This window comes from Myroides gitamensis (assembly GCF_029894455.1).
GTDB classification, from domain to species: Bacteria; Bacteroidota; Bacteroidia; order Flavobacteriales; family Flavobacteriaceae; genus Flavobacterium; species Flavobacterium odoratum.
In genome coordinates this window covers 1,510,910-1,524,232 of sequence record NZ_JARYHN010000001.1, presented here as the reverse complement: position 1 = coordinate 1,524,232, position 13,323 = coordinate 1,510,910, and the positions used below count along the sequence as shown (strand labels likewise).

The window sequence follows — 13,323 nt, the reverse complement described above, 5'->3', positions numbered from 1 at the left end:
TATGTTAAAGAAATTTATTGAGAACCCTGTATTATCTACAGTAATCTCTATTATCATCGTTATACTAGGGATATTAGGATTGACAACGTTGCCCATGACGCAATATCCTGATATTGCCCCACCTACGGTAAAAGTTACAGCAAATTACCAAGGAGCCAATGCGGAAGCAGTCATGAAAAGTGTCATTATTCCGTTAGAAGAACAAATCAACGGGGTAGAGCAGATGGCCTATATGAACTCAAAGGCAAGTAATGATGGTTCAGCTGAGATTACCATTACCTTTAATCAAGGCGCAGATCCCGATATGGCAGCAGTCAATGTGCAAAATAGAGTGAATCAAGCGATGAGTCAATTACCAGAAGAGGTAGTGAAGCGCGGGGTTACAACTACGAAAAGACTAGCCACAGAGGTTTTTAGTTTCATGTTATATAGCGAAGTTCCAGAATATGATGAGATGTTTTTGGAGAATTATACGCGCATTAATCTTAATCCTCAATTAAAACGCATTGGAGGAGTAGGAGACGTAGCTAGTGTAGGAAGTAGTGAATATAGTATGCGTATTTGGCTAAAGCCAAATGTAATGGCCGCTTATGGGTTAACTCCAACAGATATTAGTAACGCCTTACAAGAACAGAATGTTGAAGCAGCACCAGGTAAAGTTGGAGAAAATAGCAAACAAAGTTTTCAATATACCTTGAAGTATACGGGTAGACTAGAAACACCGAATGAATTTGCCAATATTGTGATACGAGCGAATGGTCAGGGAAAGGTTCTATATTTAAAAGACGTTGCTGATATTGATCTAGGAGCATTTTCTTATGAAACTGCCCAAACCGCATTCGGTTATCCAGGAACCTACGTCGCAGTAAATCAAACAGCAGGTTCAAATGCCTATGATATTATAAAAGCGTGTGAAGAAGTACTAAGAGAAGCAGAAAAAGATTTTCCTGTAGGAGTAAAATCAATTGTCTATACCAATTCAAATGACTTCTTACTTGCTTCTATTGACAAGTTGATTTATACGCTGATTGAAGCTTTTGTCCTTGTTTTTATTGTGGTATTGGTATTCTTACAAGATTGGCGTTCAACGCTAATTCCGGCAATAGCCGTACCTGTAGCCATCATAGGAACGTTTTTCTTTTTGAACCTATTCGGCTTTACGATTAACTTATTGACATTGTTCGCCCTCATTCTTTCCATTGGTATTGTGGTCGATGATGCCATCATTGTGGTCGAAGCAGTACATGCAAAGCTCTATGAAGGAGCTGAAACAGCTAAAAAAGCAACGATTAGTGCAATGAATGAATTAACGACCGCGATTATCTCCATTACATTGGTCATGGCTGCCGTATTTGTGCCTGTTACATTTATTCAAGGATCTGTAGGTGTCTTTTATAAAGAGTTTGGTATTACACTTGCTGTGGCTATTTTAATTTCAGCCGTGAATGCCTTGACGTTAAGTCCTGCTTTATGTGCCATTCTATTGAAACCAGAATCAGGTACTCAGCAACAGAAACAAGGTTTTGTTCCTCGTTTTAAATCGGCCTTCAACAGTAGTTTTGATCGAATGACCATGCGCTATGTCAGTGTTTTAAATTTCTTGACGAAACGTTTATGGATAGCGATAGGTACTGTATTCCTCTTTGCTGGAATATTTGCATATCTTACTAAAACAACGCCTACAGGATTTGTACCCAATGAAGATAGTGGGTTTATTTATGGAAATGTTATAATGCCTTCTACGACGTCCTTACAAGAATCTATTCGAATTGCAGACCAGATCGATAGTATTACGGCTACGATACCCCAACTCAACATGAATGCTCGTTGGGTAGGAAGTGATTTTTTTAGCGGAAAAGGAAGTTCTTATGCGGTGCAATATGTAAAATTGAAACATTGGAATGAAAGAAAATCCAAAGGAGATGATTCGGAAAGTATCGTTCAAGAATTATTTAAAAAAACAGCGCATATAAAAGGAGCTACGATTGTGTTTTTTGCTGCACCAACCCTACAAGGTTTTGGTAACAACTCCGGTTTTGAATTGCAAATGCAGGATAAGACAGGAGGGGATTATAAAAAATTTGAAGAGGTTATGACTCATTTTGTAAATGAATTAAATAAACGCCCAGAGGTTATGTTTGCAACCACTTCATTCAATACTAATTTTCCACAATATGAAGTAACTGTAAATGTAGTAAAAGCAAAAGAAGCTGGAATAAGCGTTACGGAAGTATTAAACACCTTGCAAAGTTATTTAGGAGGTGTCTATGTTACCAATTTTAATCGCTTTGGTAAGCAATACAAAGTCATGATTCAGGCTGCTCCTAATTTTCGAGAAAATAAAGAAGCAATTAATAGCTTATATGTAAAAAATGCTGAAGGGGTTATGGCTCCAATCACAACTTTTATAGACTTAAAGAAAGTATACAGTCCTGAGTTTTTAACTCGTTTCAATCTTTTTAATTCAGCCATGGTAAGTGGAGCACCTCATGCAGGTTATAGTTCGGGTGATGCAATTAAAGCAATTGAAGAAGTAGCCGCTAAAACCTTGCCTAAGGGATATGGATTTGAATATTCAGGTCTTTCAAGGGAAGAAAGCAAAAGTGGAAGTCAAACGATGCTTATTTTTGTGTTGTCGATTGTCTTTGTTTATTTCTTACTAAGTGTCCAATTCAAGAGTTATATTTTACCCTTGGCTGTGCTCTTTTCTTTACCGATAGGGTTAGCTGGTGCTTTTATCTTTGCGCAATTATTTGGGATTGACAACAATATCTTCTTGCAAATTAGTTTGATTATGCTCATTGGACTATTGGCGAAGAACGCTATTTTAATTATTGAATTTGCACTCCAACAAAGGCTACAAGGGCTTTCTTTACAAAAAGCAGCTATTGAAGCGGCTAAACTCAGATTGCGTCCTATTTTAATGACTTCTTTTGCTTTTATCTTCGGATTAATTCCTTTGATGCTTGCAACGGGGGCTGGAGCTTTGAGTAATAAATCCATTGGTACAGCAGCGGTAGGAGGAATGTTGATTGGTACGATTATAGGAGTACTGGTTATCCCTGCTTTGTTTATTGTGTTCCAATCGCTACAAGAAAAAATAGGAGGAAAGCCAGCATTTATAGCAGATGCATCAGCGGATTCAATACAATAATTATACTAATTCTGCTGCGGTTATTTCAATGTAACTTCAGTAGAAGCAATCCTTTAAAGATAATGAAAATACATACTATAGTAGTCCTTACTTTGTTTCTCTCAGGAGTTTTAACCTCCTGTGGAACAAGTAGAGCATACGAACCAGTGAAAGTGGTTCCGAATGCCTTATATCGTGATATTCCCTTAGATAGCGCGAGTATTGCCCAAATAACGTGGCAAGATTTCTTCTCAGATGTTCATTTACAAGAACTGCTAGAACTTGGGCTAGCGCGCAACTTAGATCTAAAAATAGGACTGGAGCGAATGCATAGCGCTTCTGCCTTACTCAAACAAACAAAAGCCAAATTCTTGCCTAGTGTAGCAGTAGGCGCTGGTATGAAACAATCGAGAATGTCAGAAAATCAGAGCTTTGGGCAGATGAAAAATGCAACAACTTATGACCTATTTGCAACCATGTCATGGGAAGTAGATGTGTGGGGAAAATTAGCGAGTAGTAAACGTGCGGCATTTTATAAGTTATTGCAAACCAATGAAACGCAACAAGCGGTTAAAACACAACTAATCGCTCAGATTGCGGATTACTATTATCAATTGGTAGCCTTAGATCGACAACAAGTTATACTGGAGCAGACTATTGAAAATAGAGCGGAGGATGTAAAAACAATGCAACGCTTGAAAGAATCAAGCGTAGTAACAGGGGCTGCTGTGGTACAAAGTGAAGCAAACTATTATGCTGCACAAGCTGATTTGCCCAATGTCAAAAGACAAATAAGAACAATTGAACATGCTTTGCAGGTCTTAATCGACAGTTCGGGAGCCGTTATCCCACGCGGTAATTTTGACAACCAAAGGATAGTGCAACCTATAACAGTAGGTTTACCAGTTCAACTCTTAGCCAATCGACCAGATGTAAAAGCAGCTGAAATGGAAGTGGCTTCTTATTTTGAAGAAGTACACGTTGCCCGAAGAGCATTTTATCCGGCACTGACCTTGACTGGAGGAACGGGCTATTCTACGTATGAATTTAAACAATGGTTTAGCACCACTGGTTTTTTTGCGAATATTGCTGGAGGTCTTGTACAACCATTATTCAATAAAAGGCTAAATAAAACGAGATTAGAAATAGCAAAGGCAAACTATCAAGAGAAAGTGTATCACTTCGAGAAAGCTTTACTCGTGGCGGGACAAGAAGTGTCAGATGCTTTATACAGCTATCAAACAGCAAACGAACAGGAAGAGAAACGAGCACTGCAAGTGGAAAAATTACACTTGGCTGTTGACTATACGAAGAAGCTATTGCTCTATCACTCTTCGACAAATTACACGGATGTTTTAACCTCTGAGCAAGCGTATTTAAACGCTCAAATACAGCAGACAAAGGATTGGTTATTAAAATGGCAATCGACGATTAAACTGTATCGAGCTTTAGGTGGCGGAGCCAAGTAGTAACATGTCGTTTATTTTTTACTTTATTTTAGACCCTCTATAGCTGATATAGAGGGTTTTGTTTTATAGAATTTTACAGTACTACTTAAAATCAATACGAATAGGGAATCAAACTGTAATTAATATTTTATTATTTATTTTAAATCTGTAAATTTATGGTTAAATAATTGATTATATTATTTTGGATAAGTCTAGTAATAAATCGGATCTTCTATTTTTTGAATAGAAAGGAGGATTAAAAAAAAAACAGTTAAACCTATGCGTAAACAATTTGTCGTTTTTTCAACATTACTTTTGATTGTAATGCTTCTACTTACTCTCTTTTTAAATAAGAATTGGGGCATCTTTTTTGTAATTCTTCTCGTATTTGTGATTATGGGATATCAGGATATGTATCAAAAGAAACATACACTGAGGCGTATTTATCCAATCTTTGGTCGACTTCGCTATGTGATGGAAGAACTTCGACCTAAAATGTATCAATATTTTATTGAATCCGATACGGACGGTAAACCAATTAGTCGTATCGACCGTGCAACCATCTATCAACGTGCTAAAAAAGAATTGGAAACAATTCCATTTGGAACGCAATTAGACGTGTATGCAGAGGGGTACGAATGGATGTGTCACTCAATTGCTCCAAAAGCCTTTGATAAATTAGATCACAATCCTCGTGTACTATTTGGTAATAAAGACTGTAAACAGCCGTATTCAGCCAGTATCCTCAATATTTCAGCCATGAGTTTTGGTTCACTAAGTGCTCAAGCCATAGAAGCCATGAGTGGTGGTGCAAAATTAGGAGGGTTTGCGCATAATACAGGTGAAGGAGGAATAAGTCCGTATCATTTAAAAGGTGGGGGAGACTTAATTTGGCAAATTGGTACGGGATACTTTGGATGTAGAGATGAGCATGGAAAATTTGATCCTACCTTATTTGCGGAAAAAGCGAAATTGCCGAATGTAAAAATGATTGAGCTAAAAATCTCACAAGGAGCTAAACCAGGGCATGGGGGAATACTTCCTGCGTCTAAAAATACAGTGGAAATTGCGGAAATCAGACACGTGAAACCACATACGGTTGTGGCTTCACCGCCTTATCACTCGGCTTTTAATTCACCACTAGAATTAGTTTCGTTTATTAAGGAATTGCGAACGCTATCAGAAGGAAAACCGATTGGGTTTAAACTGTGTATTGGACACAAAGCAGAGTTTATCTCTATTTGTAAGGCGATGGTTCATTTAGATACGTATCCTGATTTTATCACCGTAGATGGTGGAGAGGGAGGAACAGGAGCTGCGCCACAAGAGTTCTCGAACTATATTGGAGCACCGATGCTGGATGGATTAGCGTTTGTACATAATATTTTAATGGGAATGGGAATTCGCAAGCACATTAAGATTATTGCTTCAGGAAAAGTAACTTCGTCGTTTCATATTGCTCGTGCGATGGCTTTAGGTGCCGATACGTGTAATGCCGCTCGTGCCATGATGATTGCCATAGGTTGTATCCAAGCACTTTTATGTAACACCAACCGTTGTCCTACGGGAATTGCTACGCAAGACCCTAAACTAACCATAGGTTTAGACGTTGCAGACAAAAAAGTACGTATGGCCAATTACCATAAAGGAACAGTGGAGAGCTTTGTTGAGTTATTAGGAGCTTCTGGATTGGATGATATGAAAAACATCACGCGTACCCATATTTATAGACGTGTGTCATTAAACGATATGTTGACGTATGAAGAGATTTTTCCTTCTCTAAAAGTAGGATCTTTATTGGAAGGGAATATTCCCGATCGATATAAACAAGATTTTGAATATGCAAATATGAACCGATGGGGGATTTCAAATGAAAACCAAGCTTAATTAGGCTTGGTTTTGAAATCCGCTTAAAAACAAAAATCCGTAAATAGTAATTATTTACGGATTTTTTATTGTATATCGTCTGATTATCAGTGATGTAGAAAAATACTACTCCAAGTATATTGCTTGTATTTTCTTTAAATCTACGTTTAACACTTGGGTTAGATAGTGATCTATCGATTCGTGGTCTGCCTTGATGCGGTTGAGTCCTGCTTGGATGTATTCGGGACGAACGACAAACAAACCTTCAAGCGTAGGATAATCAGCAAGAAAGCCTGTATACTTATCGCCCAGGTATACGTTAGATAGTAGGTAATTACTCATGATAGTTTCCTCATCAACACCTAACGCCGATAGAAATAAGGCAGCTGCCATACCTGTACGGTCTTTACCTGCTGAACAATGGAACATAAGCGGTGTATTTTTCTCGTCTTGTAAAAGTGCAAAATACTTGCGATATTGTTCGATGATGGTTGGGTCTGATACGAGTGTTTCGTTCATTTCGATCATCTTTTTGTTTATTTCTTCGCGCTTTAAATCAACCACATCGCCTATAGAAGTTATACCTAAATTACCAGGAGCAATACCATAGTGGTACGATTTAGTTAGGGAAGGTAACTGATCCGGAGCATCAGCAACCTCCTCGTTCGTGCGGAAATCAACGACTGTAGTCAGGGGTAAGTGCTGCAAATAACCGAGATCAGCTGCTGTGAGGCTAGCTAAGTCGCCAGCACGGAAGACCTTATTCCAACGCACATGTTTACCATTTTTAGTTTTGATACCGCCTAAATCTCTAAAATTGTAGGCTCCCTCCAGTGGAAGCAAGCGCTCCGATAGAATGGTCTGAGCGGTAGGCGTAACGAGTAAGAAATAAGCACGTCTTGTAGGGTCTGATTCAATGGAGTACACACCAGCCTTATCGTCGTTGGCTACAGGTTTATCGAGGTCTATTTTATCGACCGATGGTCCCGCATAAAGTTGCCAAGGCTCGTTGAGTTTGATTTCAAGACTGACCGATTTATCTTTGGCATCTCTCCATATACTTGCTTGATCCGAAATATCTTCACCTAAGTACTGAACTGTCTTTTTATTCTCACCACATGAAATTAAAGTAGCTAGAATTAGTATTGAAAAAATAAATTTGGGTTTATTCATAATTGTATTATTTAGCTAAAGTTAACTATTTTGAACAACAATAATACATATTTGAATTGTGATTTAGTATATATTTATAGGTTTTAACATCTATAGCTGGAGGTGCTTTTTTGATGGAATGTAATCCGAAATAAAACAAAAAACCCGCAAATTCTATGAATTTGCGGGTTTCTGATAACACGTAGTGTACGTGTTGTCGGGGTGGCAGGACGAAAATCCCATCACTCAAATATCTATGTATCAATAAATTGACTTTCTTATTCAAGAACTACTCACCGTTTTACTCACATATAGTTTGTAATTCGATGATGCAAATATAGCTATCTTAAACAAAATGAGCAATACATTTTGGAGGTTTTTATTGCTAAAAAAACAATAAAATTCAAATATACTGAACCGCAACAATTTACAACACGAAATTTCCGACAATAAAATTTTAAAGTCTAAAAAAATGCGTTTAAACACGCTTTAAGCTGATTTGCAGCGATTATTTTTATCATCTTTCTTCTATAATTATGATAAAAATTCCCCAACTGGGGGACAATATGTGGAAATAGTTTGATTTGAAATTCCAAATTTTGGGATTACAACTGTAGTTGTAACTCCGAAATAAATAGTAAAAACTTAAAAATAAGGCTATGCTATGGAAATCGTATTGAGTAAAATCTTATCAAAAATTCATCGACAAGAAGAAAAGTTATCTTCACAAACGATGCTAATGGCCGATGAAGCATACCAAATGACTTTGTTCCTAAATGAGATGCTTGGTTCATTAAAAATAATGGTTTTGCAAAATGGGTTTTATGATGAAGATCAAGAAATTGATTTCTTCAAAAATATCAAACCACAGGTATTGGGTAAACTTATTTATTATAATAAAGTTTTCCGGATTGAAACCAATTGTCCTGTGAGTAACGGTGAACTACATAAGATCTATTTTCAGAAGCTTTTAAAAAATCTTAAATCTGATTATTCAGAAAATATCTGTAATGAAGATTTTTACAGGTATTATCGTACAGGCAGGAAAGATAAGGATAACATTTACTTTCGACTCGGTCAAGTCAATTATCATGATGGACTAAAAAGTGGTGTATTCGAAATCGATTTAAGCTTTTCCACCTACTATGATAATAAGACCGCCTATATAATTGCTAACGAGTTATTATACAAATACATTCTAGAGAAGACAAGTCCTGAGGGAAATTCAGACTTTACATTAATAAGTGGAAACGCTAATAAGGATATTGCTTGGTCGAATTCACAAAATGCACTTATAGAACTAATTTATGCTCTCTATGCATCATGTTCTGTATCACATGGAAAAATAGGTATAAAAAAACTAGCCTTAATTTTTCAAATAGTATTTCAAACTCCATTAAACGATGTCCACCATGCGTTTCACAGAATGAAAACAAGAGCTGGCTCACGAACTGCTTTTTTAGATCAGCTTAAATCCTCACTTGAAGAATATATGGATAGGGATCTTTAATTTAAAGGAAGCTTCTACAATCAAAGCAGTACCAAACCAGTACTGCTTTTTCTATACCCATATGTGCCAATTGGCAAACCTTTCCTAATCATATCTACAAAACAGAGAAACTGCATACAACCACCTGTTATGCAATCAATTTACAAGGAATAAAAAAAAGCAAAAAACATCAAAACCAATTGGCAAGACTTGGCGGATAAACTCTTGATCCTTTAGGAATTTTGTAGATGTAATATTAAAAGCTTGTACTATGAATATTGACAGAATAGAATTTTTAGCATGGATGGAGCGCCTTATGGGACGACTTGACATACTTGGCGACAATATTGACGACTTACAAAAGAAACGTAACAACATAGACGGTGAAGAATTATTGGATAATCAAGATTTGTTACAAATGCTAAAAATTAGCAGTCGTTCGTTGCAACGATATCGCTCCTCCGGGAAACTCCCCTATTATACGATAAGTGGAAAACTTTATTATAAACTATCGGACGTGCATCAGTTTATACGAGACAGTTTTAACCAACCTTCAACTAGACATAAAGCCATTTAATACCAAGTGCAACCTCTGACTACCACTTTAGGTATAACAGAATACACTTGTCATACTTTCGCCTGTAAACTTTAAATTTTTAAAATTATGAGTGAAGAAACAACAAATAAACAGGAATTACCTGAACAGCTTTCGGATATTTTATTGGTATTGGATAAAGAGAAAATGAAAATACAGGCTGTTAAGAGCATCGACGAAAACGGAAATATGAAAACCGTAGATCCTACGAAAAAGAATCAAAATCAGTTTTTACGTGTGGACAAACACGGTGATTTCTTTTCCAATTTTTTCTCCAATTTCTTCAGCCAATTGAAGAACCCAACGAATTTTTCCTTTTTCAAAGTACCTGAACCTATTGCCCTTGACAAAGCAAAAGAATTGCAGAAACAGGTTGATAACCCAACTCCTAATGGCGAAAAAGTGATGAAAGAACATGAAATAAAGACCAGTGCATTAGAGAATAATAAACAAGAAAATAAAAATGATATGGCAACAACACAAACAACAGCAACGGCAAACGAATACCGTTACAAACCAGAGCAGATTGATTGGGACACCATGAAAAATCTTGGATTAAGTAAAGAATACCTTGAAAAAAGAAATTTGCTAGATCCTTTGTTACGTGGTTATAAAACCAACGAATTGATACCAATAGGTGTTAACCTTGGAAGCTCTATTCTTCGCACAGATGCCCGCTTGTCTTTACAGCAAAACGAAGAAGGAAATGTAGTCGTGGCAATTCACGGTATTAAAAAAGAACCAAATCTACACTTTGAATTTTTCGGACATAAGTTTACAGATGAGGATAAGAAAAACTTACTCGAAACTGGCAATATGGGACGAGTAGTTAATCTGACCAATTCTAAAACAGGTGAACAAATGCCCTCCATTATCAGTATTGACAGGTTGACCAATGATGTAATTGCTTTACGAACTGATTTTATTAAGATACCACATGAAATTAAAGGTGTTACACTGAACGAAGAGCAAAAGCAGACCTTAATGGAAGGCAAACCACTCCAATTAGATGGTATGATTTCAGCGAAAGGAACGGAGTTTTCAGCAACTGTACAGTACAATGCTGATAAGCGCTATACCGAATTCTTGTTTGATCGCAGTAATAACAACAAACAAAATGTTCAACAAAACAATGCTCAAAATCAATCACAGGAAGCACCAAAAACATTTCGTGGCAAAGACTTGACGGACGAACAATACAAAGATTTCAAATCTGGACAAACCATTTATATGGCAGGTCTAGTCGATAAAAAAGGACAAACGTATAACGGCTACATCACGTTCAACAAAGACACCGGAAAAACTGGCTTTGAGTTTCCAAATCAGTACAAGGAAAGAATACAACCCACCGAAGCCCACAAAACCCAAACTGCTGTTAATTCTCTGGGAAAAACTAACGAAGCCACCAAGAAGATCAAAGAACCTTTAAAGTCTGGACAACAAAGACCTAAGAATGAAAAGCAACAGCAAGAACAAAAAGAACCTGCTAAATCAAAAGGTAGAAAAGTAAGTTAATTATGAAGACAATAATCGCAGAGAAACCAAGCGTAGCAAGGGAAATAGCAAGCCTGTTAGGTGCGTCCGATAAAAAGGATGGCTACCTGACGGGCAACTGCTATTTTGTTACCTGGGCATTCGGTCATTTAATCGGATTGGGAATGCCCGAAGATTACGGAATTTCAGGTTTTGATAAAGCATCGTTACCTATATTACCAAATCCTTTTGTTCTGACTGTTCGTAAGGCAAAAAAAGACAAAAGCTATTCCACGGATACTGGAGCATTAAAGCAACTCAAAATCATCAAGGAATTATTTGATAAAAGCAATAGTATTATAGTCGCTACCGACGCTGGTCGTGAAGGCGAATTGATATTTAGGTACATCTATGAATACCTAAAGTGTAGCAAACCTTTTGAACGTCTTTGGATCAGTTCGCTAACTGAAAAAGCCATTAAACAGGGTTTTGATAACCTTAAAAATGGAAAAGAGTTTGATGGATTGTATCATTCCGCACAAGGCAGAAGCCGTGCCGATTGGCTTGTAGGTATTAACGCCACACAAGCATTGAGTATCGCTGCTGGCGATGGTGTTTATTCATTAGGTAGAGTTCAAACGCCAACACTGGCTTTAATTTGTAAACGATACATCGAAAATAAGAATTTTTCCATCAAAAAGTATTGGCAAATTCAGTTAGTACACCAAAAGGAAGGCATTGAATTCAAAAGCATTTCAAAAAGTAAATGGGAAGACCAACAACTTGCCGATGATACACTGAAATCCGTTCAGCGTACTGGTGCTGCTACAGTTACATCGATAACAACTAAAAGTATAACAGAGCAACCACCGCTATTGTTCGACCTTACTGGATTGCAAAAGGAAGCCAATAAAAAGCTTAATCTTTCTGCCGAAGAAACCCTAAACATAGCTCAAAGTTTATACGAAAAGAAATTTATCACTTATCCACGTACAGGAAGTAAGTATATTCCTGATGATGTTTGGGCGGATATTCCAAATCTTGTTCGAGCGTTACAAGACAGGGAAACGTGCAAACAAGCCGTATCAAAAATGAAATGGGGACGCTTCAATAAGCGTATTGTGAATGACCTACGTGTTACTGACCATCATGGATTATTGATTACAGATAGAATTCCTTCGGCACTAAACGCAAAGGAAAATGCGATTTATGATTTCATTGCCTTTCGATTGCTCGAAGCAATTGCACAAGCTTGTATCAAAGAGATAACGGACGTATCATTGGAAGCGTCGCATTATGATTTTATGTTGAAAGGTTGTAAAGTAATGGAAGCAGGTTGGCGTGGTATTAAAGGTAATTTCTCGGATGATGAGACGGAGCCTATACAGGATCTACCCGAGCTAAAAGAAGGTAGTGGACTGAAAATCAAGGAAGCTGCCGTGTTGGAAAAGAAAACCAAACCTCCCGTACTTTATACCGAAGCAGGATTGCTATCGGCAATGGAGTCCGCAGGTAAGGAAATCGAAAATGTAGAAGAACGGAAAGCTTTGCAAAATATTGGTATTGGTACACCAGCGACAAGAGCTTCTATTATTGAAACACTGTTTACTCGAAATTATATCCAAAGAGATAAGAAATCTCTTATCCCTACTGAAAAGGGATTACAAGTGTATGAGTTGGTTAAAGACCAGAAAATTGCAGATGTGGCAATGACTGCCGAATGGGAATTGGCTTTGCAGAAAATCGAAAATAATGAAACTGATGCAACTTCATTTCAAAAGGAAATGGAAACGTATGCTTCAGTGATTACAAAAGAACTGCTACAAACTTCCATTACTCAAAACAATCTACCAAAACTTACCTGTCCAAAATGCAAAAGCAAACAACTGATTATCCGTGATAAAATAGTCAAATGTCCTGAAGAGGTTTGCGGTTGGTTGCAATTCCGTAATGTATGCGGAGTTCAAATCAGTATTTCCGACATTGAAAACCTTGTCAATAAAGGTAAAACATTATTGATTAAAGATATGAAAAGCAAAGCAGGAAAGACATTTGATGCTTACATCGTGTTGGATGCCGATTTCAAAACATCCTTTGAATTTGATAAAAACAAAAGCTACAAACGCAATGGAAAATTAACAGACAATTGTTCCTCAAGAAATTAAAA

The 13,323-nt window shown here is 37.1% G+C and carries 8 protein-coding genes; 7 read left to right on the top strand and 1 reads right to left on the bottom strand.

From position 1 onward, the window contains the following. Position 1: 1 nt before the first annotated feature. The 3 genes from M2306_RS06610 (at position 2) to M2306_RS06600 (ending at position 6,468) form a co-directional block, all read left to right on the top strand. Entirely contained in the window at positions 2 to 3,154 is a 3,153-nt protein-coding gene (locus tag M2306_RS06610; RefSeq protein ID WP_259190122.1) for an efflux RND transporter permease subunit, read from the top strand. Between the two features lie 62 nt (positions 3,155 to 3,216). Beyond that, positions 3,217 to 4,602, top strand: a complete 1,386-nt coding sequence (locus tag M2306_RS06605; RefSeq protein WP_115090193.1) for a TolC family protein — start codon at positions 3,217 to 3,219, stop codon at positions 4,600 to 4,602. Positions 4,603 to 4,860: 258 nt separating this feature from the next. Beyond that, a complete protein-coding gene (locus M2306_RS06600) occupies positions 4,861 to 6,468 on the top strand; it encodes an FMN-binding glutamate synthase family protein (protein ID WP_259190123.1) in 1,608 nt (535 codons plus the stop codon). A gap of 105 nt (positions 6,469 to 6,573) precedes the next feature. On the opposite strand, the gene M2306_RS06595 is transcribed toward M2306_RS06600, so the two are convergent. Next, positions 6,574 to 7,620, bottom strand: coding sequence for a tyrosine-protein phosphatase (locus tag M2306_RS06595; RefSeq protein ID WP_259190124.1), 1,047 nt, complete (start codon positions 7,618 to 7,620; stop codon positions 6,574 to 6,576). Between the two features lie 643 nt (positions 7,621 to 8,263). Between M2306_RS06595 and M2306_RS06590 the strand changes: the two genes are divergently transcribed. From M2306_RS06590 to M2306_RS06575, 4 genes are all read left to right on the top strand, one after another. After that, positions 8,264 to 9,109: an RteC domain-containing protein gene (locus M2306_RS06590; RefSeq protein ID WP_259190126.1), complete on the top strand. Its 846-nt coding sequence runs from the start codon at positions 8,264 to 8,266 to the stop codon at positions 9,107 to 9,109. 250 nt (positions 9,110 to 9,359) lie between these two features. Continuing rightward, entirely contained in the window at positions 9,360 to 9,665 is a 306-nt protein-coding gene (locus M2306_RS06585) for a helix-turn-helix domain-containing protein (RefSeq protein ID WP_259190127.1), read from the top strand. Positions 9,666 to 9,752: 87 nt separating this feature from the next. Further along, positions 9,753 to 11,198 carry a DUF3945 domain-containing protein gene (locus M2306_RS06580; protein WP_259190128.1) on the top strand — a complete coding sequence of 482 codons (1,446 nt, stop codon included), beginning with the start codon at positions 9,753 to 9,755 and terminating at the stop codon, positions 11,196 to 11,198. Between the two features lie 2 nt (positions 11,199 to 11,200). After that, positions 11,201 to 13,321, top strand: a complete 2,121-nt coding sequence (locus M2306_RS06575; protein ID WP_259190129.1) for a type IA DNA topoisomerase — start codon at positions 11,201 to 11,203, stop codon at positions 13,319 to 13,321. The last annotated feature ends 2 nt before the right edge of the window (positions 13,322 to 13,323 follow it).

Excerpts from the sequence above, each read along its gene's own strand:
- M2306_RS06605 (WP_115090193.1), top strand. The coding sequence starts at position 3,217 with ATGAAAATACATACTATAGTAGTCCTTACTTTGTTTCTCTCAGGAGTT.
- M2306_RS06600 (WP_259190123.1), top strand. The coding sequence starts at position 4,861 with ATGCGTAAACAATTTGTCGTTTTTTCAACATTACTTTTGATTGTAATG.
- M2306_RS06575 (WP_259190129.1), top strand. The coding sequence starts at position 11,201 with ATGAAGACAATAATCGCAGAGAAACCAAGCGTAGCAAGGGAAATAGCA.
- M2306_RS06595 (WP_259190124.1), bottom strand. The coding sequence starts at position 7,620 with ATGAATAAACCCAAATTTATTTTTTCAATACTAATTCTAGCTACTTTA.
- M2306_RS06590 (WP_259190126.1), top strand. The coding sequence starts at position 8,264 with ATGGAAATCGTATTGAGTAAAATCTTATCAAAAATTCATCGACAAGAA.
- M2306_RS06610 (WP_259190122.1), top strand. The coding sequence starts at position 2 with ATGTTAAAGAAATTTATTGAGAACCCTGTATTATCTACAGTAATCTCT.
- M2306_RS06585 (WP_259190127.1), top strand. The coding sequence starts at position 9,360 with ATGAATATTGACAGAATAGAATTTTTAGCATGGATGGAGCGCCTTATG.
- M2306_RS06580 (WP_259190128.1), top strand. The coding sequence starts at position 9,753 with ATGAGTGAAGAAACAACAAATAAACAGGAATTACCTGAACAGCTTTCG.